Raw genomic sequence first — 24,802 nt, forward strand, 5'->3', positions numbered from 1 at the left:
CCATGCCGCGCAAACGCAACCACAGAAACGACGAGGTGGCGCTGCAGAACGCCGTGAAGACGCTGCTGGCCAACATCCGGTTTGCCAGTGTGGATGAGCCGGTCTCGTCCATTGTGGTCACCTCTTCGGTGCCAAACGAAGGCAAGACCACGGTGTCGATCAGCCTTGCGAAGGCGATTGCCACGAGCGGGCGCGACGTGCTGCTGGTGGAGGCCGACATGCGCCGTCGCTCGCTTGGAGGCAAGTTGGGCGTGCATTCTCGTCAGGGACTCTATGCGGTGTTGGCGGGGGACTGTTCGCTCGAAGCCGCCGTTGCAGACACGGACGTGCCCGACATGTATTTTCTGGACGCCGAGCCGAATATTCCCAACCCGGCCGACATCTTGGCCTCGCACCGCTTCCGGCGGTTTGTAAAAGAGGTCAACTCTCGATACGACTACGTGATCTTCGATACGCCGCCGGTGGGAACGTTTGTGGACGCCGCGGTGATTGCCGCCGTGGCAGACGCGACGATTCTGGTGGTGCGCGAGCGCTATGTGAAGCGCAACGAGCTGCTCGGTGCCTTCGAGCAGCTTCAAAAAGCCGAGGCGAACGTGATCGGAACCGTGGTGAACGGCTGCGAGCCCGCTTCCGGCGACTACTACTATGCGTACTACAACGACAACGGCGAGCGCGTGGATGTGAAGAGCGAGCAGGCCATGACAAGTCGTGTGCCTGCGGCGAAGGCGTCGCCTCGTCCTGCTGGGGTGCGCGCTCAGTCTGTTCATGGCGCGCAGGCGCCGAGCCCGGCGACGGGAGGTGCTGCCGGGGTGGCTCCGACCGCTCCGGCGGGTCGCTCCGGGGTCATTCCACCCGATACCACGGCTGCTATGATCAGCGGCTTCCGCTCGGGCGGGGTCAGGACGGAGTAGGCACGGCTTGTGGGCGGTGTCCGTCATCCAGCCCGGGCTTGACTCTCGCGACGGTGGGTTGCGCTCGACCGCGTGGCCAGCTGCCGGGCATCAGAAATCGAGGTGAGTTATGCGCGACATGCACTGCCATATTCTTCCCGGGGTAGACGATGGCGCGCGGAACATCACCGAGAGCTGCCAGATGCTTTTCGCTGCGCGGCAGGCTGGAGTGACCGAGGTGGTGTGCACGCCGCATTGCCGTGACCCGTACTTCGACTTCGACCGCATGTGGCAGGCATACTATGAACTCAAGCAACATGCGCGCGACGTTTCTGTGCGTATGGGTTTCGAGGTCAACCATACCAAGCTTATGGAGCTGGGAATGGATTGGGCCGACCGGCTGCATTTTGAGGGTTCCAACGAGTTTTTGCTTGAGCTATCGTCGCGCTGTACGCGCGATGACTTTCAGACCTACGAGCGCACGATCTTCGAGCTGCAGGGACGCGGGTTCGAGGTGATCATTGCGCACCCTGAGCGATACCGTGCGATTCAGAAGGACCCAAGCATTGCCGAAGATTTGGTGCGCATGGGCTGCAGGCTGCAGGCATCGGCAGATTTTGTAGCCGGGGGACGGCTGGGCAAGGAGAAGCGCCCCGCCAAGCGCCTCTTTGCCAGAGGGCTCTATAGCTACATTGCAAGCGATGCGCATCGGGTGCAGCACTATGACTATCTGGAGCGTGCCGTGCGCCTGTATGGGCGTGACTTGGAGGGATAGCTGGCCTGCGAGCGGTTCTGTCAGGCGCCCTGCATCAGCGAATTGTTGTGAGAATGAAAACGATTGTGTCCCCCATGCAAGATATGTGTGGGGGACAACTTTATTTTGAATCACTGAGCTATAATTGCATTCGCTGTGGGAGGGGGTACATAACCTAACCTCTGTAGTTAGCGCTGTATGAGGCAGGTGCTTTCCCTTTCGACGGCGTCGCTCGCCTTGAACTATGCGGGACGAGCGAGAACATACCTTCGATTGCAAGGCAGCGCCACGTGTGAGTCTTGATGTGTTGGAGGGAATGCATACGCCCTTGTTCGCGGTCCCTGGCGAAGCCATGGACCGATTCCGTTCGGGGGCGGTGCGATGTTCCCACAACCATAGGCAAGACGTTCAAAGGGTGGTGATGCGGCATGTGGTATGTGATCCAGGTCCAGGCAGGGCGCGAGCCCCGTATGGAAGAGCTCATCTCGCGGGTCGCGTCCCAGCAGATGGACGAGTGTTTTTATCCCCAATACGAGACGCAGATCAAGGTGCGGGGCCGTTGGGTTTCGTGCGTGAAGCCGCTTTTTCCGGGGTACCTCATCGCGGTCACGAATAGGCCTGAGGAACTGGAGCACAAGCTGCTTGAGCTGCCGGAGTTTGCCCGCGTGCTTTCGCAGGGCGGGGCCTTTGTACCGCTTGCGCGCGAGGAGACCGAGCTTATTGGCAGCTTCACGAGCAAGGGCAAGCGTGTGGTGCCCATGTCGTTTGGCGTCAAAGAGGGCGACCGCGTGGTGGTGACGCGCGGGCCGCTCGTGGGACACGAAGGCATGATTCGCGACATCAACCGGCGCAAGAGTATCGCGAACCTAGAGATTAATCTGTGCGGCCGCAGGGTGGCTGTGCGGGTTGGTCTGGGCATTGTGACCAGCGGTGATGGCGCCGTGGCGCGCGCTGCCGTGGCTCGGCGCAAGGCGGAGCTGGCGGGGTAGTGCTGAGGGGCCGCGGTTGAGCGACTTCTTTTTGTTGGCATTCCAGCGATAGATGCAGTTCAGGATTGCTCAGTAACTTTGAATAGCCAAATGACACAATCCCATACTCCTAGCGGCCTGCGTCAACCTCAGCGCGTTGTGAGCAACGGCGTGGTTGTTGAGGTGTCGGACGTCACGGCTGGCACCGAGGACGCTTTGACACTTTTGGCTGCTACCCGTTTGCGTGAAGGCCGCTATGGATATCGCATCGTAAAGCGAACGTTTGATATTTGCTTCAGCCTTGCAGTGCTTGTTTGTTTTAGCTGGCTTTTTGCGCTTGTTGCCGTGGCGATTAAGCTGGATGACCCCAAGGGGCCCGTCATATTTCGTCAAGCGCGCGTCGGGTTCGACGGACGCGAATTTGTAATGTATAAGTTCCGGTCTATGTGTGTCGACGCCGAAAAGCGCCTCACCGAACTGACCAAACTCAACGAAAAGACCGGTCCGGTTTTCAAAATCAAAGAGGATCCGCGCGTGACTCGCGTTGGGCGGGTGCTACGGAAGCTGTCGATCGATGAGCTTCCGCAATTCGTGAATGTTCTTAAGGGTGATATCTCCGTCGTGGGGCCGCGCCCTGCGCTGCCTAAAGAGGTGGCAGAGTATACGCCGCGACAGCGACAAAGGCTGTCTGCGCCACAAGGCATTACCTGCATCTGGCAGACGAGGCGCAACCGGGATTCCATCACGTTCGATGAGTGGGTTGACCTCGATTTGATTTATATCCAGAAGGCGGGCCTGTGGACCGATTTTAAGATCATCATCCAGACCGTGGGCTGCGTGCTCACCGCGCAGGGAGAGTGAGTTCGTGCGCATCGCGATGATCGGCCAGAAGCGCACCGGCTCCCGCGAAGGCGGCGTGGAGGTTGTGGTGACGGAGCTCGCCCGCCGCATGGCGGCGCTCGGCCACGAGGTGACCTGCTACGACCGCAGCGGTACCGACGTGAACGGTGAGCCCACGCCGACTGAGCCCTATGACCTTGACGGCGTTCGCGTGGTGCCGGTGCCAACGGTCAACAAGAAGGGCCTCGCCGCGCTCACGTCCTCCTTCGCCGCCACGAGGGCGGCCCTGCGCGACGGCGCGGACGTGATTCACTACCACGCCGAGGGGCCGTGCGTGCCGCTCGCGTGGGCGTCGCGCTCCGGCGCGCGCACCGTGGCGACCATCCACGGCCTCGACTGGCAACGCGCCAAGTGGGGCGGCCTCGCGAGCCGCTACATCAAGCTGGGCGAGAAGACCGCCGCGCGCCGCGCCGACGAGCTCATCGTCCTCTCGCGCGGGGTGCGCGACTACTTCCGCGAGGAGTACGGCCGCGACGCCCGGCTCATCCCCAACGGCGTCGACGTCCCCGAGTCCGCGCCCGCCCGGCTCATCACGGAGCGCTGGGGGCTCGCGAAGGGCTCCTACGTGCTCTTCCTCGGCCGCATCGTGCCCGAGAAGCGCCCGGAGCTGCTTCTGGAGGCGTTCCGCGGGCTCAAGACCGACAAGCGCCTGGTGATCGCCGGCGGCTCGTCGGACACGTCCGAGTACCTCGAGCAGGTGAGTGAGGCCGCCGCGCGCGACCCGCGCGTCATTATGGCGGGCTTCGTGGAGGGGCAGGTGCTCATCGAGCTCTACTCCAACGCGTACGCCTACGTGCTGCCCTCCGACGTGGAGGGCATGCCGATGAGCCTGCTGGAGGCCATGTCCTACGGCTGCTGCTGCGTCACGAGTGACCTGCCCGAGTGCGCCGACGTGACGGGCTCTGCTGGCCTGACCTTTCCGCGGGGTGACGCGGCCGCGCTGTGCGACGTGCTCGCGTCCGTGATGGCCGACCCGCGCGAGGTTGCTGCCCTCGGTGAAGCAGCGCGCGAGCGTGTTCGAGAGAATTACAACTGGGACTTCGTTGTCCAGCGGACCCTCGACGTTTACAAAGGAATCAAATAGATGCGAGTCGTCCTCGTCAACAAGTTCCACTACCGCAAGGGCGGATCGGAGACCTATTACTTCGCCGTTGCCGACGCCTTGCGCGAGATGGGCCACGAGGTCCACTTCTTTGCCATGGAGGACGAGAAGAACCTCCCGTGCACGGACGCGGACCTGTTCGTTCCCAACCGGGACTATAACGGACCGAGCTCGCCGGTCGCGAAGGCGTCGGCGGCCCTCTCCATCGTCTACTCGGGGGAGGCCAAGCGGCGCTTCCAGACCCTCTGTGAGCGGGTGCGCCCGGACGTCGTGCACATGAACCTCGTCCACCGGCAGATTACGCTCTCCATCCTGGACGCGCCCTACCTCAGAGAGCATCACGTCCCCGTCGTTTGGACCGCGCACGACTACATCGCCGTGTGTCCCTCCTACACGATGCTCGACGGTGCGGGCGAGGTCTGCGAGGCGTGTCTCGGCGAACACTTTTCGAACTGTCTCAAGCGGAAGTGCATCAAGGGCTCCGCTGCCAAGAGCGGCCTGGCGATGCTGGAGGCGGGGTTTCTTAGGCGCACGCATGCCTACCGGAAGATTGACCGCATCATCTGCCCCTCGCAGTTCCTGGAGAGCAAGATGGCCGAGGGCGGCTTCTCCACGGGACAGCTCGTCTGGATGCCGAACTTCCTGCCTGGGGACGCCCTCGCGACGGTTGGCGACCGGGCGGTGTCCGGGAAAGAGCCCTATTTTCTTTACCTCGGGCGCCTCTCGAAGGAGAAGGGTGTCGATGTCCTCATCGAGTCTTTCGCCCGTGCGTGGGGGGAGGGCAAGACCCCGGGATGGCGGCTGGTAATCGCCGGGGATGGTCCCGAGCGGGACCGGCTCGAGCGGCTCGCCGCGGCGAGGGGGCTCGGCGGGACAGTGCGTTTCGCGGGCTACGTTGCCGGCACGGCACGCGATGGATTGCTCTACGATGCCCGCTACGCATGCGTCCCGTCGGTCTGGAACGAGAACGCTCCATACTCGGTGCTCGAGGCGATGGCCGCTGGCGTCCCGGTCATCGGAAGTCGGATTGGGGGAATCCCCGAGCTCGTCCACGACCGGGTGACCGGCCTGCTCTTCAGGCCGGGGGACACGGGCTCGCTCGCCGGGTTGATAGGGCGTGCCGCTTCGATGGATACGGAAGCATACGAGGCGATGTCGCGTGGATGCCGTGCGTTTGCTGCGTCAGAGTGCTCCGAAAAAAAGTATATGGAAGACCTCGTCATGCTGTACGGGGAACTTATCGCTGAGAAGAGGGGCAACTAACCTATGGCAGAGAAGAAGCTCAACGGCACCGTCATCGTCACGTACCGGTGCAATGCGCGGTGCAACATGTGCAGCCGCTACAAGGCGCCGAGCCGCCCGGAGGAGGAGCTCTCGCTCGAGACGATCAAGAAGCTCCCACGCATGTACTTCACTAACATCACGGGCGGCGAGCCCTTCATCCGGACAGACCTCAAGGACATCGTGCGCGAGCTCTACAAGAAGAGCGACCGCATCGTGATCTCCACGAACGGCTTCTTCACGGACCGCATCATCGACCTCTGCGAGGAGTTCCCCGAGGTGGGCATCCGCGTGTCCATCGAGGGCCTGGAGGATACCAACAACGAGATCCGGGGGCTGCCGAACGGTTTCCAGCGCGGGTACCAGACCTTGAAGAAGCTCGTAGAGATGGGCCACCCCGACGTGGGCTTCGGCATGACGGTGCAGGACAGGAACGCCAAGGATCTGGTGTCGCTCTACAAGCTATCCGACGAGCTGGGCATGGAGTTCGCCACGGCGAGCCTGCATAACAGCTTCTACTTCGTGGAGGCTCACAACATCATCCACGATCGCCCGATGGTGGCTAAGAACTTCGAGAGCCTGGTGAACGAGCTGCTGCGTTCGAACAGCCCCAAGAAGTGGTTCCGCGCCTACTTCAACCACGGCCTCATCAACTACATCTACGGCCAGCCGAGGCTGCTGCCCTGTGACATGGCGTTCGACACGTTCTTCATCGACCCGTACGGCGATGTCATGCCCTGCAACGGCACCAAGGACAAGGAGGTCATGGGCAACCTCAACGAGCAGAGCTGGGACGAGCTCTGGAACTCTGAGCAGGCCGATGCCGTGCGCGCCAAAGTGCGCCACTGCGACCGCAACTGCTGGATGATCGGCTCGGTCTCCCCGGCGATGCACAAGTACATCTGGAAGCCGGCGTGCTGGGTGCTCAAGCACAAGGCGAAGGCCCTCTTCTCCAAGCACCCCTACGACATGCATGAGCTGCCCGTCGTGCGCGACTACGAGGAGGGCCGCGTGACCAAGGAGGAGCTCGACGCCCTCTCCACCTGCGACATGACCGCCACGGTCAACGACGGCCTCTCCGAGGCCAGCCGCGCCGACGCGCACGTGTACGAGACCGAGGAAGCGCTGTAGTCGTTCAGACGCTTCATTTACGTAAGTCGATAACGATCGAATGACGTTGAGCAAGAGCGCGAAGTACTATCCCGCAATTGATGGGCTCAGGGCATACGCCGCCATCGGCGTCGCTTGCATGCACATTATGACTAATGGCAGCTTCAACCTTGGACCTGTTGCCTCACATATTGTAGGGTCGCTTGGGGAATGCGTTTACCTTTTCATGGTAATAAGCGGCTTCTCTATGTGTTGCGGCTATTACGAGCGAGTTGCCACAGGAAAGATTTCGGTTGGCGATTTCTACAGCAGGCGATATAGGAAAATCCTTCCGTTTTTCGCGTTGCTCTGTCTACTTGATTTGGCCGCTTCACCCAGTCTCGATTCTCTATATGAGGTCTTTGCCAATCTCACACTCTGCTTTGGACTTCTTCCTAATCCAACGATATCGGTAATCGGGGTTGGCTGGTTTCTCGGAGTGGCATTCGTTTTCTACCTTTGCTTCCCGTTTTTCTGCTGGCTTTTGCAAGATAAAAGGCGCGCGTGGACTTCTGCCCTCGTTGCTTTGGCGATTAATCTGCTGTGCCGGACATATTTCTTCAATTTGGATTACGTCGTCACTGGATTCGACGGCCGCACCAATGTTCTGTGCTGCGCCGTCTATTTCTTTGTTGGCGGCCTGGTGTGTCTCTTCCGAGAGGAGCTCACTGAAGTGAGCGGGAATCATAGGTTACTCACATTCGCTCTCTGCTGCGGTTTTGCAGCGCTCTTCTTTGCGCATGGGGCGTCAACCCCGATTCTAATAGGCGTTTGCGCAGCGCTGCTGATCTATGCGATTGGCTACGGCGGCAATGCACCGAGCATCCTTGCCAACAAGCCCATGCGATTCTTGAGCGGCATTAGTCTTGAGGTATACCTGTCTCATATGATGATGTTTCGCGCGGTGAGTGCGCTCCATCTGGCCAACGCACTCGGCGGCGGTCCAGTTGCTTTCATTGTCGTCGCGGCGCTGACAATTTGCTGCGCCATAGTCTTCTCATTCGTCGTCAAGAAGGCATTTGCAGCATTCGGGCAAAAGCCGAGTTGCAGGCTTAGTTAATCAAATGTGAGTAATGGCAAACACCATGAACATCCTTGTGATTAATCCAATCCTATATACCTCTGAGAGTGGCGAGATTGAGCGTACCTCTTCAATAAAGGATTGCATGATATACGACTTATGCATTGGTTTTTTGGAGCTAGGCCATCGCGTCACGCTTATCGGTGGAGAGCCTTTCAAACCTTATAACAACGAAGAATATCCTTTTGAGGTTAAATGGCTTAGTTGCGTGGCACCGAGAGTGTTTAAACCAAATTGTCTGCCATTTATGCCAGGTGTGTATCGTTTTGTGAGAGACAATGTGGAGCATTTCGATTTGATCATTTCAAGTGAAGTGTTCTCTTTGAATTCGCTGGCAGCATATTGTGCCGCACCTGATAAGGTCATCATTTGGCATGAACTGGCGAAGCACAACGCCATTATGAAGCAGCTTCCTTCCAAAATATGGTATGGGGTTATAGCTCGCCTGCTAATGAAAAATGCTTTGGTTGTGGCGCGCTCGTCAGAGGCGAGGCAGTTCATCAGCCGCTACTGCGGGCGTGTCGGGAAGGAAGTCATCGACCATGGTGTAAACCTGAGGCTATTCAAGCCGGTTCTTAATAAACAGGATTACTTTGTTGTTTGCTCTCAACTTATCAAGAGAAAACGAATCGACGGAATCATCGCCAAATTCGCCCAGTATTTGAAGAGGTACGACTCTACTTGCCATCTATACATAATCGGTAAGGGCGAGCTCGAAGATGCGCTAAAGGCACAAGTAAACAGTTTTCATATGGAAAAGAACGTCACATTTACGGGAAAATTGAGCCACGGACAGCTTATTCCGCTTCTTTCACAGGCCATGGCTTTACTGGTAAACACAGAAAAAGATAACAACATGGTGTCGATTGTGGAGTCAATTGCTACGGCAACACCTGTTGTGACCACGGAGGTTCCTCTCAACGCTTCGTATATTAAGAAAAATCAGCTGGGAATTGCCAAGAACGAATGGAATGAGAGGGACTTGCGAGAGGTTGTTGTAAATGGCCAGCGGTTTATAAACAACTGCTTGCTATACCGTGAAAGCCTCTCGACAAACAGGCGAGCGGAGCAGTTTGTTCGCGTGGCGCGACGCAACCATCTAGTGTAGAGACTGCCAAAGGATTGAAATGCACTCAATAGCATATGTGGTTCCGTATTTTGGAAAGTTTCCCAAGGGATTCCAGTTTTGGCTAATGAGCTGCGCCTGCAACCCAACCATCGACTGGCTCATTTTCACAGATGATCGAACGGAATACGACTACCCGGAGAATGTGAAAGTCACTTATTGGTCCTTTGAGGACATGAAGAAAAGGGCTCAAAGCATTTTCGATTTTCCCATTTCATTGGAGCGTCCCTACAAGCTTTGCGATTATAAACCGGCTTATGGCGAAATGTTCGCCAAAGAGCTCGCGGGTTATGATTTCTGGGGCGATTGCGACATCGATTTGGTTTGGGGCAATATCCGGAAGTTCTATACCGATGACTTGCTCAATGCGTATGAAAAGATCGGTTTCAACGGGCATTCGATGCTGTTTAGAAATACTCCGGAGGTCTCAGCTCGATATAGAACCTGCTTGGATGGTCTGCTGAACTACAAGGAAGTCTACTCACACGACAAGAGCTATCAATTTGATGAACCGGGCATGGACGCCATTTACGAGGGGCTTGGCGTCCCTGTCTACAAAGGAATCGATTTTGCCAACCTGCTCAAATATGACTATGGGTTTTACCTTGATTGGCAAACGGATACTGATCGTGAGAAGAATGAAGCCCAGGTATTCACTTGGCAGAACGGGACAATAACGCGCCACTATTTATATCGCGGGGAGATACGGACTCAGGAATATATGTACTTGCACTACTGGTGTCGCCCTACAACGTTTAGGATTAGAGAATATGACCCAAGTAAGCAATACCTTATTTATCCTGACACCACGACGGATCGATATTATCCGATAACTGAAAGCCTGATTCGGCGTAAGAGCCATCGGAGCGCTTTGCGGTATTACGTCAAAAGTATCTGGTTTAACAGGAAAAAGATTACACCAGAGCGGATTCTGTTCAATATCCAAGGCATGCTTGCCTACAAGAAATGAGATTAAATGAGTCCATACAAGGTTTTCGATAAATTCAGAAGATATTGGCGTCAAATCCGGCTGCTTTCCATTAGGGATGGCTGGAAAAAGATGGCATATATTAAGAAGCACCGCATTTTTGCGGAGGTTGGTAAGGACTGCTATTACCAATCAAACATCCTGCCCGCTGAGCCATTCCTGGTCTATTTTCATGATAACGTTGCAGTTTCGGCTGGGGCTCGCATCGTTACCCACTCCGCACTTAATACCGTTTTTAACCACGAAGAACATACCGATCAGTATTTAACGAGGTTCGGTAAGGTTGAAGTTGGGAGTAACGTTTACATCGGTGCTGATGCAATTATCAACTATGGGGTGACCATTGGAGACAATTGCATCGTTGCTGCGGGAGCGATTGTTACCAAGGACGTTCCGAGCGGAAGCGTTGTCGCAGGTGTGCCTGCTAAAGTAATCGGCAGTTACGAGGCTTCAAAACAGAAACTTAGAGACTTTAGTGAACCGTACTTAAAGATGGGATTACGAGAGCCCTGTACGGTTGAGGAAATGGCGCGCTGCGCTGAAGTGAATGAAATCAACGCGGAAAGATAAATGGTCTATGGGAGCACAAGCGAACAGTAGGGTGCAATGGGTTGACGCAATGAAGCTGTTTGCCTGCGTTCTGGTCGTCCTCGGGCATCTTTATATGTCTTTTATGGCCGCAGGCTGGATTTCTGAGAGCTCCATCTACTATTGCCTTCCCATTCAGACAGTCTATACGTTTCACGTACCGCTCTTCTTTGTTTGCAGTGGGTTTCTCTATCAGCGAAAGCGTACAGAGTACGGTATTCAGGCTCAGGTAACTTCGATAAAGGAGAAAGCTGTTAGTCTGGGCGTGCCTTACGTTGTATTTACATCCATCACCCTTGGGCTTAAGACGCTGTTTTCTGATGTAGTAAATAGCCAGGCGACTCCGTTCCTGCAAACGCTCTTCTTTGAGCCAATCGCTCCATATTGGTACCTATATACCTTATTCTTGTTGTTCTGTGTGATTCCCAGGCAACGGACTCAGACTAGCCTTGTCCGGCTGTTTGCAATTTGCTTCATCTTCAAGACGGTGTATGTATTCGTTCCCTTGTCCTGGAGCGTCCCAGATGCAGTTGGAAAGGTTCTTACGAACGCAGTTTGGTTTGCATGGGGCATGCTGCTCTCAGATCAATCCGTAAGGGAAAGATTCCTTAAGATTAGAGCGGCGATTATTGTTATTGCGTTAGCAATCGTACTGTCGATGCTCGTCTACTCAAAACCGGACACTTCGAAAGTGACCCAGTTTTTCATTGCAAGCTTGTATGTGTATGCGCTTACCAGCGTGTTCGTCTTGCTTACAGGCCCTGGGGTAGGGAAATGGGCAGCATCCTTAAGCAAGTATTTCCTACCTGTGTATGTCCTGCATACGATTGCGGCTGCTGGAATCCGATCGGTTGCAATAAGGCTGGGGATTGTGGGTCTTCCAGCCCATATTATTCTTGGCGTGCTAGCGAGTTTCATAATACCCGTCGTCGTATACGAAATTGCCTGTAGGCGCTGGTGGCTTCTTTTCTGGTTTGAGCCGAAAAATGCACTTCGATTGCGTGATATGGAGAAGACACATGTCTGACATGAAACGGCTGATAGCCAAGAGCGTGAGGTCCCATACTTTGTTTTCAGACGCTGCGAGTTACGGTCTCATCAAGTTGGGATTTGCTGATAAGTATCTTGCGGGTCTTGTGAGTATGTATAGGTCTTACCACTGGCTCTGCAAACGATTCAGCTCTGAGTGCGACGAGCTTGTGGCTTCAAGCCAAAAGGCAAAGCAAGCAGTGAAAAATGCAGGTAGCATAAACAATCAGGCATGGGTTTGCTGGCTCCAGGGAATGGAAAAAGCGCCCGAAATAGTTCAGATCTGCTATGAATCTATCTGCTATTGGCTCGAGGGTTGGGACATTGTTGTCATCACAAGCGATAACTACTCTGATTATGCAGATCTCCCTGAGCATGTAGTAGAAAAGTGGAAGCAAGGTGTCATCACTAACACTCATTTTTCGGACATTCTACGACTCGATCTGCTTGTGCGTCATGGTGGACTATGGCTTGACGCTACGACGCTTTTAACGGGACCGCTTCCAGGATACATCACCAATAACGAGCTGTTCGTATATCGAAATGGGTGGATGGACACGGATATGATCCAGATGGCCAGCTGGCTCATATACACCAGTAGTCCGAAAAACATTGTGCTGCAGACCACGAGAGATCTATTATTCGAATACTGGTGTCATTACAGCTATCTCAAGAACTATTTTCTTATGCATATGTTCTTCCGCATGGTGAGCGACCGATGCCCGGACGAGTGGTCAAAGGTGTCTTACATCAATCAAGTAGACAACCACTTACTCATGAGCGAGCTTGAGAAGCCTTATGATGCGGTAAGAATTGACGAAATAAAACGTTTAACAACAGTGCACAAGCTCACATATAAGTTGTCAGAAAAACTAGAAACAGGCTGTACAGCCTATCAGCTTGCTGCGATATTCCGATAGCGATATCTGCGTAATATCTAAATACCGAGAGGCGAAAGAGGGCCTTGGTGAAATCAAAAAAGAAGCTTAGCGGGAACTATATTGGAAACTGGATAATGTATGTCATTATCCAGTTTCCAATATCATCCATGCTGAAAGTGTTTCTTCCTCCGTTGAACATACTTCTTACCGGATTAACGGCTCTATTATTCTTAGCTTATTACATTCGAAACAAGTTTTATCTTGAGCAATTTCTAACTGGAATTTATATCGCATTTACATTGCTTTATAACATATGGAATTGGGGATTTAGCTATTACGAAGACAACATGCTCTTCTATTTCCCATTTCTACTCCTTTACTTCTGTTTCATTAGACTAAATATGGGTTTCGCGATGGATTTCATCGCGAAACATAAAACATATGTTGATGTTGTCTTGTTGGCCTGGAATGTAATGGTTTTTATCTCGTTCTTCTTATCTAGCTCATATGTTTATGAAGGGGAGACACAAGGGTTTGTGTCCTTTGCGGGAACGACGTTCTTGCTTTCACCGATGGCTATATTTGCGTTTGTTATTGCAGCGATTCAGTATTACATGCATAGAGGTTTCGTGTATGTTCTCGGTCTGATAATACCGAGTCTATGTATTTTTATGGGCACAACACGAACCTATCTTATCGTTCTGTTGTGTGCGTGGTTGGTTTTCATTTATGTAATGCTGGATGATAAGAGGAAAGCAATCCCGGTTTTTTTACTGATTGGAATGACCTTTGTTCTCATTGTGACCGTCTCGCCAATTAGCGAAAAGTTTATTAATGCCATGGACAGGAGCTCCACACTCAGCATGGATCCTCTAGAAGCGTTTACTAGTGGTAGGTCCGTTTTCTGGTCTTACGATACAGCAGCTATCTTTCGCGATAGTCCTTTCAATATCATTTTCGGACATGGTGTAAATTGGATTTTTAACTTAAACCGCGCACAGTTTGGAAATCCGCTTTGGGCTCATAATGATTTCATTCAGATTCTGAGCGATTATGGAATACTGGGTCTTGGGATAAATCTATGGGCAATATATGCCTTGTTCAAGGATGTCTTTAGGAACCAAAGAATACATCCCCTTATCATCCTCGTATTATTCTGCATGTGGGCATTCAATGCATTTTTTAATATGTTTTATACATATTTTTGCGCAGCGCTTTCGTATCCGTTTTATCTGCTTCTCGTGAGATACGATTATGCCTTCAAGAAGTTGGAAAACGGATAAATCGCTTCGAGCATCAGTGTTGTGGGCGTCAGGGCTGGTGAAAAGGTCTGTCCTTACTGCGGTAATTGTAGCTTGTAGGAATCTAGTGACTAGGAGCGATGTAGCTTGGAAGGCAAGTATAGATATCTGCTAAAAAACATGGGTCTTATGACGCTAAACAATTTTTCTAGCAAAATACTGTCATTTCTGCTTGTTCCTCTGTATACGTCAGTTTTGACAACGGGCGAATATGGAACGTACGATTTGTATACAACAACGGCCTTTTTATTGATTCCTGTTTTGTCTACGTGCATCTCGGATGGCGTTTTGAGGTATACATTAGATTCTGAGAATAATCCCTCGGATGTTCTGGCAATAGGAATAAGAGTTTCTTTACGTGCCTGCTTTCTTGCTTTCATCTTGGTTATTGTGAATAGTGCAGTTAAGTTACTTCCCGTCTTTAATGAATACCCTCTGATGTTTCTCCTATATTTCGTAACATGCTTGATGTCCGATGTATTGACTCAATTTGCCCGGGGTCTTGAACGTATTTTTGATGTTGCAATAGCAGGGATTTTGAGCTCCTTGGCGACCGTCTCGCTGAATATCCTGTTGCTGGTGGTATTTGATTTTGGAATACGAGGGTACTTTATTGCAGGTTGTTCAGCTTTTGCAATCACCATTATCTACCTAACCTTTCGACTAAGACTTTGGCGTTATATTAACGTTCGCGTTTCGAGCGCTCTTTCGATTGAGATTCAGAAATACAGTGCGCCTCTTATTCTCAATCAAATTAGCTGGTGGATTAATAACGCATCTGATCGATATATAGTGACGTTTTTTTGCGGGGCTGCTGTCAATGGAGTATATTCAGTTGCATATAAAATACCTTCATTGCTCTCGGTTTTTCAGACCATCTTCAATCAGGCCTGGACTATATCTGCGGTTAAAGAGTTAGGGGATGAAGGCGGTGACTTTGTCACTAGCATCTATCGTTTATATAACTGCGGTATGGTCGTCCTTTGCTCAATGCTTATCATGTTTGATAAACCAATTGCATCTATCCTATTTGCAAAAGACTTTTATGATGCTTGGGAGTATGCTCCGTTTCTCCTCCTTTCAGTCGTATTCGGTTCTTTATCTACGCTATTGGGAGGCTTGTTTACCGCTTTAAAAGACTCTAAGCTTATTGCGAAAACAACCGCCCTTGGTGCAGCTTTGAATATTGTTTTCAGCTTAGGGCTAGTATATCTGTTCGGGGCAATTGGAGCCGCTATCTCAACAACGATTTCCTATGCTGTAGTCTGGTTAATTAGGCTGCGAGAAGCAAAGAAAGCAGTGCGAATTCAGGTTAGTCTCGCAAGAGACGTCTTTTCATATGTGGCTTTGCTAGTTCAATCAATCGTTCTATTTTCTGGATGGGATCAAGGAGAGCTAATAATCGAGCTAGTGATAGTTCTAATTCTCTTTTGCGCATATTTAAACGACATTAAGTGGGTCTGGTGTGCACTTAAGGCTAAGCTGCAACATTGATTTCATATTATTGAATCGGCTGATGGACTCAATAGCAGCAAATGTTCAAATAACCGAATAGTTGGAGAGTGGTTGTATTGAAGCCAATACTATCGATAATCGTTCCAGTCTATAATGCGGAGCAATATATTCAATCATGCGTAGATTCAATCATGAGCAGTTCCCTATATGACTTTGAACTGATTTGTGTCAATGACGGGAGTACCGATAATACCGGAAAGTTACTGCTTGAATATGAAGAGAAAGATCAAAGGATTATTGTCATCAATCAAGAGAACCTGGGCGTTTCGAGTGCTCGAAACACCGGACTAGAAGCTTCTCAAGGAAAATACATTGCCTTTGTTGATTCAGATGATGTTGTAGATGAGAATTGCTTTTTATCGACGGTGGAGTGTGCGGAGCACAATAAAGCTGATTTAGTAATTTGCGGATATAGTGAAATTGATTCTAGCGGAGCCATACGTAAACAGGTGCATCCTCAACAAGAGATTATCTTCGGGCGTGAATTCTTCAATTCAAGGGTCCCTACATGGGCGAGGGGATTCGTATGGGGAAGAATTTACCGGAGGGGTCTTATAGATGGCTCTAGGTTTACAGATACAATTAACGTTATGGAGGATAATCTTTTTAATATACAAATCTTCTCGCTAAATCCAAATTCAACGATAGCCTTTATCGATGACAACCTTTACCATCGCCTAAATCGCGATGGCTCATTGTCAACCTCTTTAGATGCAGCCTCCTGGGACGATTGCGCAGCGATCTTCATTAATAGCTTGCTCTGCTTATCTGACAAATATCCATTTCAGAAAAAGCAGCTGCTTATAGAGGCCTTCAAAAAAGGGCTGCGATTACGTTGGCATGTACAGTATGGCTCTTCATTACGAAGAAATAGGGCAGATGAAGTATTGAATCGGGTGTATAAAAAGCTGATGCTTGAAGGGAAATTAAGTGCAAAAGAATACGTCGAGTATTCAATCCTCTTCTTTATTCCGCATGTGTACCACGCATACCTTATTCATAGAGACCAGTCAATATTAGAAGCGGATCGAAGACGTAGGCGGAATAAGGTCATCAAGGACTAGGATTCATTAAATAGAAGGTTGTTGAATGAAACAGGTATTACTTGCGACATGGTATGAAAACCACAATTATGGGACTGCGTTACAAGCGTTTTCGCTTAAAGAGGTTATTGAGCATCCAACTGCATCGGGCATCGCATTGGGTTCTACGCATCAAAGTTGCTCATGTAAGCTATTGCCGCACAAGCCTGTCCGCCAGAAAAGGAATAGGCTGTCAAAGCTTTTATCAACTAAGACGTATTTCAATAAGATAGGTCAAATGCGTGACAAGATTATCACCATGCAAAAGAGGTCCTTGTTTAGACAGCGGGATGCACTATTTCAGAAGTTCGTTAATAGCAGCTTTACTTTTGCAGTTGATCATGATGTTCAGGAACGTTCCGAATTAAAATCGCTTGCAGACTGCTTCGATCTTGTAATCTCGGGAAGCGATCAGATTTGGAATCCTGAAGCGCTTGACCCAACGTACCTATTGGGATGGGTGGAGGCTGGCAAGAAGTGCTCGTATGGTTCTAGCTTAAGCGTCAAGTCCATCAAGGAAGAAGATGAGATAATCTACCGGGAGGCCTTGGCAGATTTCAAGGCTATTTCAATACGAGACAGTGCCTGTCGTTCTCAATTGCAGGAGATTGTTGGTAAGCCCGTAGAAACCGTTGTTGACCCCGTGATTCTTCTTGGAAAAGAGGGCCTTTTGAGTCATGCTCCAACACTTGATCTCGAACCCTCCCTATTTAGCTATTTCCTTGGCAACAATCGAAGCCATCGTGAAGTTGCTCTTACAGCTGCTAAAAAAATGGGCCTTTCGATTCACGCAGTCATCAACGCGGGTAGTGATTTTGCGGCGGATAAGCCACTTGAGCAGTTTGCGGATTGGAGCGTTGATCCATGGAAGTTTGTAAGCTACATAAACGAGTCCGAATATGTTGTTACAGACTCATTTCATGCGACAGTCATTTCGGTGCTCTGCCATACGGACTTCATCGTTCTTGAAAAGGATGTCAGTCGTCCAGAACAGAATAATCGAATTCTCGAGTTTCTCAAGGCGGTTGGTCTGATTAATCGATGGGGTGCAAGGGAACTCAGCAAGCCAATTGATCCCGAACAGTGGCGCTGTGCAGATGAGGCATTATTGCGCATGCGAAAGGATTCTTTTGAATTCTTGATGGAGGCTCTTTCTTGAAAACGGTGACCGAATGCGTGAGGCCGGAGCTATGCTATTCATGTACTGCTTGCGTAAATAGTTGCCCTACAAACTGTATCGAGATGACGCCGACGGGGCCCGTTGGATCGTTGATTCCTTCAGTCGATGCTGGGAGGTGTCTTCGTTGCGGAAGGTGCCTTCAGGTTTGCCCTGCGTTACATGATTTATCTGGCAATGAGCCGATTAGCGTGTATGCTGCGGGCAGTACAAACGAACAGTTGCGGAATCATTCCTCCTCTGGTGGCATTGCCACCGAGATTGCCCGGAACGTGATTAACGCGGGGGGCGTAGTATACGGCTCTGCCATAGTCAATCTTGAAGTAAAACATATTCGCGTGACATCGCTTCAGGGTCTGGCCAAACTCCAAGGATCAAAGTATGTGCATAGCCGAATATATGACTCGTACAGGCAGGTAAGAGATGACTTGGCTGGTGGTATGCTCACCTTGTTTATAGGGGTTCCCTGCCAAGTATCAGGACTTGTCGGATATCTGTCCAAGATTCCCGAAAACCTCATTCTTGTCGATTTGCTTTGCCATGGTGCTCCTTCACAGGATTGTTTTGAGGGAGGAATCAAACTGGAAACTGCGGAGGATGTTTCGTCTATCGCATTCCGAGAGGGAAATAGGTATTGCTTTAGAGGCTTCACAACCGATGGGGCATGTGTTTTCGAAATGCCCTATAGAGCGAGTTATTGGCTTAACGGTTTTGTTGAGGGGTCTATTTTTCGTGAGTGCTGCTACTCATGCAAATATGCCGGTATCAGGCGGTATGGGGATATAACCTTAGGAGATTTCTGGGGGTATAAGGGCGCTCTTAACGTCGATGACGGTATCAATTTCGTGTCCGTGAACACCGAAAAGGGAGCCTCTGTTTGGGCGGAGGTTAGTAAGTGCGTTAGCTGGGAGCCGAGGACTCTTGACGAGGCGGTTCCGTACAATCATTCGCTGACGGCCCCAGCATCCAGACCAGAGAACTACGAGCGATTTAAACACATTTATGCAAAGTCGGGCGGAGCAAAGGCGTTGTTGGGTGCATATCCCAGCAAAACGGTCTTCGTATTATTCAGGCGGCTGGTGCGTAAGCACCGCAGTTTGTATAGCTTCGTAACAAAACTGCCGCTTCTTGGTAAAAGGTTGATGGAATATCCAGAATAGAGATTGATGCTCCAGCGACGATGTCTTTTCAAAATCAAGGTCGAGTTATGCGCCGCTGCAGTTCAAATGTGCTGAGCGTGACAATGTACGGCGCAGTGACTCAAGGCAAACTTCAAGATGTGTTTGTGCGTCTGCAATTTGAAAAGCCAATGTGAGAAAGGAATCCTTCTTGAAAGCCATCGTCCCAGCGGCGGGCCTGGGGACCCGCTTCCTGTCCGCCACGAAGTGCACGCCCAAGGAGATGCTGCCGGTGCTCGACAAGCCGGCGATCCAGTATGTGGTCGAGGAGGCGCTCGCGCCGGCCGAGGTCGACGGGGTCATCATCGTGACCTCGCCGGGCAAGCCCGAGCTCCTCAGCTACTTCCAGCCTGACCGCTCTCTCGAGGGGCTGCTGCGCGAGCGCGGCAAGACGGCCTACGCCGAGGCCGTGGCCGAGGCAGGAGCCATGCCCGTGGACTTCCGCTACCAGTACGAGCCGCGCGGCCTGGGCCACGCGGTGCGCGCCGTGGCCGACGCGGTGGCGGGGGAGAGCTACCTCGTGCTCCTCGGCGACTACGTGGTGCCGGGCCGCTCCATCCTCCCGCGGCTCATCGAGGTCTCGCGCGGGCACGGCTGAGCCTCGGTCGTGCCCGTCGCGCCTTGCGCGCCGGAGGAGGTCTCCCGCTACGGCGTCATCGCGGGCGAGCGCGTCGGCGCGGTCGAGGGCGCGTGCCCGCAGACGGACGACGTCCCCGGCGCGGTCTGGCGCGTCGCGGGCATGGCGGGGAAGCCGGCCGTGGGCGAGGCGCCGACGAGCCTCTTCATGGTTGGCCGCTACCTGCTGAGCCCGCTCGTCATGGAGTTGCTGGGCAGCCAGGAGCCCGGCGCGGGCGGCGGGTCCAGCTCACCAACGCGTCTCCGCTCGCTCGAGCGAGGGGGCATGTACGTCGTGGTGGTCGACCCGCGCGAGAGCCTCGACACCGGCACCCCCGCGGGCTGGATCGCCGCCAACGCCGTCATGGCCTCGCACGACGGCCGCCTCGCCGCCGCCTTCGCGGACGCGGTGGAGGCGATGGGCGACATCGCGGGGCTCGAGCGGTCGTAACGGCTTCGGACTGTCCCGCGCTGCTTGCTTGCAAAGCCTTTCTGGGAGGAGTTCTCCAATGTCATTTTTGGTAGCTCGATTGTCTGCAGTAGGGCGAGTGGCTGATAGGTTGCCTGAGCCGCCATATGCCCGACGATGGGGCCTTGCGGTTTCCGCCTAAGAATTAGCAGTGTTCAAGCGCAAAGGGAGAGAACATTGAGCACAACGAAAGAACAACCCATCCCCCGCGAGAAGGCTTTGGATGCCATCGTCGGCATGCTCGGCGGTTACGTGAAAGGGGCCGGCGCTGGGGCTAAAAACGTCGTTGTCATTACCGGCTCGGGGATGAGTGGCAAGACCACGTTTCTCCTCAACGATGTCAAAGGGCTCGTTGAGTCATCCTATAAGGATAGTCTAGCGTGGTCCTACGTCACCTGCGATGCGGGTACCCCGCGCTACGCTAAGGCGTGCCTTCTTTTCGAGCTTGCGCTCTCTTTGCAGAAGGCGGGCTTCAGGACGCCGGTGCTCCGTGCTGCCCTCGTTGAATACAACAGATGCGAAAACGGCGCTCTCAGGAAGCGCTACGGAGCGGTCTGGGATTCGTGGAACGGTGCCCTGGCTCGCATCGGAGAGGTCACGGTGGTTGCCAGCGTGTTCATCAACGGACTGAACGCGTTCGTTTCTAACGTGCCCAATGTCGTTCAGATGGACCCCTATATGAGGGATTATCTCGGAATTGTCGTAGAAGGTTTGAACAACGCGTCGGAGGCTCTCGACAAGTTCACTAATATCTACGATGTAATCAGTCTTGTCTGCGGGCAGCTCGGGAAGAGGTTGAAGGATGACCCTTCATTTAAGGTCAAGGCCCACTTCGACGAGATGTTCAGGTCTCAGGGCATCGAGACGCTCGAGGCGGGGCTCGAAGCGGCGCTCGCCTTTGACATGGGCATGGGCTTGTGCGAACAAGACGGTGCTGGGAGGAAAGCTGTAGTTGCGATCGACGGTATCGAGAGACTCGTTGTCTCCGAGGGCCGGAGCGGTCGCGTTCCCTGGCTCGAGCGCTTCATCCGGCGCAGCGGGGCCTTCTTCATTCTTTCAGGCCGCACCCTGGAGCTCGGGCTTCTTGGAGATGAATATGAGGAGGTAACGCTCGACGGAATCAGCGAGGGCGAGTTCGAGACAATGCTTTCGCGCCCGTTGACGGCGGATGATCGGTCGCTTCTCGCGGTCGCGTCCGACCTCCCCGGCGTTCTCGCGGCCTATGCGGATGGCGTCTCGAGCGGGCTCTGGGACGGTTTCGAGGGCCTCGGCGATAAGCCGGAGCCCGGGAGGGTCGGACGCTTGGTGGTAGCACTCAAGCGTTTGGTTCCCCATCTGCGCAAGGGCAAGTTTGCTGGTAAGAGCCCAGACGAGCTGCTCCGTGATTTGTCTGAGCGATTCGAACGGGCGCTCAAGACCCGCGACGGCGGTCGCGACTGGCAGGTGCTCGCTCAGCTCTCCTGGATACCCGAATGGAGCGTGAACCGTGCGGTAAGCGTTCTCACGGCGCTTTCCGTTTCGTCGGAATTCATTGACAACATTCGTGGGTTCTCATTTGTTTTGCAAGTCCCCGGAGGCGAGGGGCTATACCGAATCCATCCCGTAATCGCGCCCTACTTCCGCGCCCTGACAAGGGAGGCCACCTGGGATGAGATGCTCAGGCGCCTTGAGAGGGCATTGGGCAACATGGATATCGAGGACCGTGAAGTGAAGGGGAGGATGCTCGATACGGCCATCCGGCTGAGGGTGGGCAAGTGCCACCGCGCGCTTGATGCCATTGGTAGGGGCACATATCTCGTGGATGATGAGATAGAGGATTCTATTCCCAATCTCATCGCGAGACTTGATTCTTGCAGCGGTAGAAAGCGGCTTCAAAATAAAGGCCGTGAGCAAGTGATTTGCAAGCTTGTAGAAGAACTGCTGGGCCTCGTGCGCCTGATGATCGATGCAGGCGACAACGCCCGCGCTGCAGGACCTAAGAACGCGCTCTGCTATCTGGATCTGGCAATCAACGTGCTCCAGTGGCTCATAGACAACCAGCACGATTTGGAGGTAGGCGTTTCTGGTTGCGAGAATCTGTGCCCTGAGATTGCACTGGCATTCAGCAGGGCGCATCGAGCGAAAGGAGCGGTACTTTCAGATCAGTATCGCAACGTTTCGGACATCACGTACCATCTTGGGGCGCTTGCAAATGAGATTGATTCCATTCGCGCTCTGTTGCGTATTGCCCCAGAAGAGTGGAAGAAATGCGCTCGCGGAAAATGCGGTGACGAGCTCGCCGCATGCTTCAACGCCATCGCCATTTCGACCTATCGAATCAAGCGCTATGATGTGGCGGTTCCGTTGGTGAACGTCGCGTATGCGATGTGTGAGGTGGATGGGTCCACGGTTACGAAAAAGACCAAGAGCAGGGTGCTTAACAACTATGGAGCGGTCAGGTATTCGATGGAAGAGGACCTGACGAGCCCCGGCGCGTCCCTGCCTCCTGAAGTCCACATCAAGCCCGATGGGGAAGATTCCGTTGAGTACCTGAGAGATCAGTTCGACAATGCTATTGGCGTATACGAGCGAGCATTCGAGGAAAGCAAGTCCCAAGGTCAAACGGAAAACTGGGAAAGCACCGCGAACTGGGCGTTGCTCCTATGGCGTAGCGGCAAAAGGAATCAGGCCCTAAATGTTATTAATGGGTTGAGGGATAGGATCATCGACCGAGGACAGGGTGGTTCGAACTACATGGCAAGGTGCCTCCTCGTGAGGGCGCGCATTCTGCTCGACAAGCCGGGCGGTATTGACGGAAAGATGGAAGTTGGAAAAAGCGGTGGCGAGAAGCAAGGACCCGCTCGCGATGGTGAACTTGTCGAAGCGATGCAAAATGCTATGGATGCTTGGGGCATTAAGAAGAGGCGGAAAGGCAAGGAGCACGTCGACCTTCCAAAGATTGAGGCGGTTATCATCGATGTCCTCGCTGCCATGAACGAGCTCGTGGGGAACAACGAGCCGGCGGCGATGGGCTTGGCAAATAAGGTCAACACTACGCGAGCGAAGCGGCAACCGTCGCTTCGTATGGGTGTGGAGGACTGTGAGCTCAAGGTGGTAGGCTTGGGGCGAGGGCCTTTATCCAAGAATCCGCGCCCCGCGTACGTTGTTGCCTCCTTGTTGGCTAGGGGCGACGACGTCGACATCGACGAGATCCTGGGCATATCCGACCCCGCAGAGCTGCAGCAGAAGCGGTTTGGTGAAGCGATGGACTACCGTCCTAAGAAGTAGCGGAATGGCCGCGCTGCCAGTATGTTGGGGACAGGATGCGTTTTCGCGACTTAATCAGCTGCTGCGGTCCCGCTCATGCTGCGAACAGCGGGGAAACGTTATCCTCTTGGTTGCTGGACGACGATTTGGCCGGATAGATTGGGGGAAACCGTGCAGAGGGGTGCCGATGACGTCATCCATATCGAAAAGGCCTCTCTAAAGGACGCAGAAACCATAGCGGAGCTTATGTTCATCGCGCAGGAGGCCGCGTCGTGCAAAGATTTCTACGTCGTGAGCGGCTTGAGCCGTGTCGAGTGGAAGCTGCAGAATAACTCCTTCGCCTACCTTGCAAAGGACGGGGAAAAGGTTGTAGGATTCTACATTTTCGAGATGCCCGGCCTGGATTCAAATGAGAATCTTGGGTATGACATCGGCCTCGGAGAAGACGAGCTCAAAAGGGTGCTGTGCATGGACTCGGTCGCCGTCCTGCCGGAGTACCGAGGCCTTGGTTTGCAGCGCAAAATGGCGGATTTAGGCGAGAGGGAAGGGATGCGCCGTGGATACGACATTTTTGTGGCAACGGCAGATCCGCGAAATACCCCGAGTGTCCGGAACTTCATTTTTGGCGGCTATGACATCGTGCTCGTGAAGGAGAGCTATTACAGCGAGGGGGTGCCCCGCGCGCTCTTTCTGAAGCGTGCGGACGGGAAGAAGATACAATTCCCCGCTGCTGGCGATGGAGTGGTGTTGGGCTAGCAGGGAGAGCCTTCCCTCACACTTTATAAAGCGGATCTCGCTTGTCGATATTGTGCGCTGGCTCATTATCGCCGATGGTTATTGCCGGCATAGTATCGACGAAAGTCTATTAACGGTGAGGAGATGGCGACTGCTATCATAGAGTTACCTGGATTCATGCGGGCGGGGCACGGCGCCGGTTGGCGTAGCACCCCGCCGCCCCGATGGAACCCTGGGCGAGCAAGGGCGCCGTTTAGGGTATACTCGGTAGCGAGCAGAAGGCTTAAGCCCTCCTGTGAGTTTGGTGACGGGCGACGTCAGCGCCGAATGGCCATCTCGCTGCACTAGACGGCTTTTCACATGGCGCCGGCTCCGCCCGTCGGTGTTATCCGATCACGAGGACCAGGATGACAACGAACGCCAATAAGACCGCTGCAGAGAGCAGCAGGGCGGTAAGCTTGTCCATGCGATCCCTCCCATCTACCTTGCTGGATGCGGAGGGCACCGCCTGCTCGTTGCCTTTGATTATACTGCATTAATCGAACAATTGTTTGCCATTCTAAGGAATGGAGAAGCGTTATACCTGGAAATCAAACGAAATCAAACCGCTGAGATGGCGCTGAGACGACGGTTGATTTTCAACCTCAGCGAAACGCTTTGAGCGATCAGGGCGTTTCCGCACCTAGCGCGACGGGGGCGCGCCCTTGCGGGCGGCCTTCCGGACGCGTCCCCGCAGGTGTAGGATTC

22 protein-coding genes and 1 pseudogene are annotated in these 24,802 nt (G+C 53.2%); all 23 read left to right on the forward strand.

The annotated features are described in order from the left end of the window. Nucleotides 1-2 precede the first annotated feature (2 nt). The 23 genes and pseudogenes from B5F33_RS07120 (at nucleotide 3) to B5F33_RS07220 (ending at nucleotide 24,076) form a co-directional block, all read left to right on the forward strand. Nucleotides 3-911 carry a CpsD/CapB family tyrosine-protein kinase gene (locus B5F33_RS07120; RefSeq protein ID WP_087411115.1) on the forward strand — a complete coding sequence of 303 codons (909 nt, stop codon included), beginning with the start codon at nucleotides 3-5 and terminating at the stop codon, nucleotides 909-911. A 109-nt stretch (nucleotides 912-1,020) separates the two neighbouring features. Then, nucleotides 1,021-1,665, forward strand: coding sequence for a CpsB/CapC family capsule biosynthesis tyrosine phosphatase (locus B5F33_RS07125; protein ID WP_087411116.1), 645 nt, complete (start codon nucleotides 1,021-1,023; stop codon nucleotides 1,663-1,665). Nucleotides 1,666-2,072: 407 nt separating this feature from the next. After that, nucleotides 2,073-2,633 carry an antiterminator LoaP gene (gene loaP / locus B5F33_RS07130; RefSeq protein ID WP_087411117.1) on the forward strand — a complete coding sequence of 187 codons (561 nt, stop codon included), beginning with the start codon at nucleotides 2,073-2,075 and terminating at the stop codon, nucleotides 2,631-2,633. A 150-nt stretch (nucleotides 2,634-2,783) separates the two neighbouring features. Then, the gene (locus tag B5F33_RS07135; RefSeq protein WP_204214453.1) at nucleotides 2,784-3,473 is read left to right on the forward strand and encodes a sugar transferase; all 690 of its coding nucleotides are present in this window, start codon (nucleotides 2,784-2,786) and stop codon (nucleotides 3,471-3,473) included. Nucleotides 3,474-3,477: 4 nt separating this feature from the next. Then, nucleotides 3,478-4,596 carry a glycosyltransferase family 4 protein gene (locus B5F33_RS07140; protein ID WP_087411119.1) on the forward strand — a complete coding sequence of 373 codons (1,119 nt, stop codon included), beginning with the start codon at nucleotides 3,478-3,480 and terminating at the stop codon, nucleotides 4,594-4,596. Then, entirely contained in the window at nucleotides 4,597-5,877 is a 1,281-nt protein-coding gene (locus B5F33_RS07145) for a glycosyltransferase (RefSeq protein ID WP_087411120.1), read from the forward strand. Nucleotides 5,878-5,880: 3 nt separating this feature from the next. After that, nucleotides 5,881-7,026 (forward strand): radical SAM protein, encoded by a 1,146-nt coding sequence (locus B5F33_RS07150; protein WP_087411121.1) that lies wholly within the window; start codon nucleotides 5,881-5,883, stop codon nucleotides 7,024-7,026. 40 nt (nucleotides 7,027-7,066) lie between these two features. Beyond that, complete coding sequence (locus B5F33_RS07155; protein ID WP_087411122.1) at nucleotides 7,067-8,104, forward strand: acyltransferase; 1,038 nt, start codon at nucleotides 7,067-7,069, stop codon at nucleotides 8,102-8,104. Nucleotides 8,105-8,117: 13 nt separating this feature from the next. Then, nucleotides 8,118-9,233: a glycosyltransferase gene (locus tag B5F33_RS07160; RefSeq protein WP_239284922.1), complete on the forward strand. Its 1,116-nt coding sequence runs from the start codon at nucleotides 8,118-8,120 to the stop codon at nucleotides 9,231-9,233. Between the two features lie 19 nt (nucleotides 9,234-9,252). Next, a complete protein-coding gene (locus B5F33_RS07165; RefSeq protein WP_087411124.1) occupies nucleotides 9,253-10,221 on the forward strand; it encodes a DUF6625 family protein in 969 nt (322 codons plus the stop codon). Between the two features lie 6 nt (nucleotides 10,222-10,227). Next, nucleotides 10,228-10,809 (forward strand): acyltransferase, encoded by a 582-nt coding sequence (locus tag B5F33_RS11100; RefSeq protein ID WP_087411125.1) that lies wholly within the window; start codon nucleotides 10,228-10,230, stop codon nucleotides 10,807-10,809. Nucleotides 10,810-10,816: 7 nt separating this feature from the next. After that, nucleotides 10,817-11,854 carry an acyltransferase gene (locus B5F33_RS07175; RefSeq protein ID WP_158095334.1) on the forward strand — a complete coding sequence of 346 codons (1,038 nt, stop codon included), beginning with the start codon at nucleotides 10,817-10,819 and terminating at the stop codon, nucleotides 11,852-11,854. Then, a complete protein-coding gene (locus B5F33_RS07180) occupies nucleotides 11,847-12,776 on the forward strand; it encodes a capsular polysaccharide synthesis protein (protein ID WP_087411127.1) in 930 nt (309 codons plus the stop codon). The genes B5F33_RS07175 and B5F33_RS07180 overlap by 8 nt, the downstream gene beginning before the upstream one ends. Nucleotides 12,777-13,150: 374 nt before the next feature. Continuing rightward, nucleotides 13,151-14,020, forward strand: coding sequence for an O-antigen ligase family protein (locus B5F33_RS07185; protein WP_158095335.1), 870 nt, complete (start codon nucleotides 13,151-13,153; stop codon nucleotides 14,018-14,020). 105 nt (nucleotides 14,021-14,125) lie between these two features. Then, on the forward strand, nucleotides 14,126-15,532 hold the full coding sequence (locus tag B5F33_RS07190) for a polysaccharide biosynthesis C-terminal domain-containing protein (protein ID WP_204214455.1): 1,407 nt from the start codon (nucleotides 14,126-14,128) through the stop codon (nucleotides 15,530-15,532). A gap of 68 nt (nucleotides 15,533-15,600) precedes the next feature. After that, complete coding sequence (locus B5F33_RS07195) at nucleotides 15,601-16,617, forward strand: glycosyltransferase (RefSeq protein WP_087411130.1); 1,017 nt, start codon at nucleotides 15,601-15,603, stop codon at nucleotides 16,615-16,617. A gap of 25 nt (nucleotides 16,618-16,642) precedes the next feature. Continuing rightward, nucleotides 16,643-17,794, forward strand: coding sequence for a polysaccharide pyruvyl transferase family protein (locus B5F33_RS07200; protein WP_087411131.1), 1,152 nt, complete (start codon nucleotides 16,643-16,645; stop codon nucleotides 17,792-17,794). Between the two features lie 17 nt (nucleotides 17,795-17,811). Further along, a pseudogene (locus tag B5F33_RS11105) lies at nucleotides 17,812-17,958 on the forward strand (4Fe-4S dicluster domain-containing protein); the annotation flags it as partial. Between the two features lie 45 nt (nucleotides 17,959-18,003). Beyond that, nucleotides 18,004-18,972: a Coenzyme F420 hydrogenase/dehydrogenase, beta subunit C-terminal domain gene (locus tag B5F33_RS07205; RefSeq protein WP_239284924.1), complete on the forward strand. Its 969-nt coding sequence runs from the start codon at nucleotides 18,004-18,006 to the stop codon at nucleotides 18,970-18,972. A 169-nt stretch (nucleotides 18,973-19,141) separates the two neighbouring features. Next, nucleotides 19,142-19,588 (forward strand): sugar phosphate nucleotidyltransferase, encoded by a 447-nt coding sequence (locus tag B5F33_RS11110; protein WP_343215923.1) that lies wholly within the window; start codon nucleotides 19,142-19,144, stop codon nucleotides 19,586-19,588. 9 nt (nucleotides 19,589-19,597) lie between these two features. Beyond that, complete coding sequence (locus B5F33_RS11115; protein ID WP_343215924.1) at nucleotides 19,598-20,056, forward strand: hypothetical protein; 459 nt, start codon at nucleotides 19,598-19,600, stop codon at nucleotides 20,054-20,056. Nucleotides 20,057-20,251: 195 nt separating this feature from the next. Then, the gene (locus B5F33_RS07215) at nucleotides 20,252-23,341 is read left to right on the forward strand and encodes a hypothetical protein (RefSeq protein ID WP_087411133.1); all 3,090 of its coding nucleotides are present in this window, start codon (nucleotides 20,252-20,254) and stop codon (nucleotides 23,339-23,341) included. 150 nt (nucleotides 23,342-23,491) lie between these two features. Beyond that, entirely contained in the window at nucleotides 23,492-24,076 is a 585-nt protein-coding gene (locus B5F33_RS07220; RefSeq protein WP_158095336.1) for a GNAT family N-acetyltransferase, read from the forward strand. Nucleotides 24,077-24,802 lie beyond the last annotated feature (726 nt).

The organism is Collinsella sp. An2 (genome assembly GCF_002160065.1).
GTDB lineage: Bacteria > Actinomycetota > Coriobacteriia > Coriobacteriales > Coriobacteriaceae > Limicola.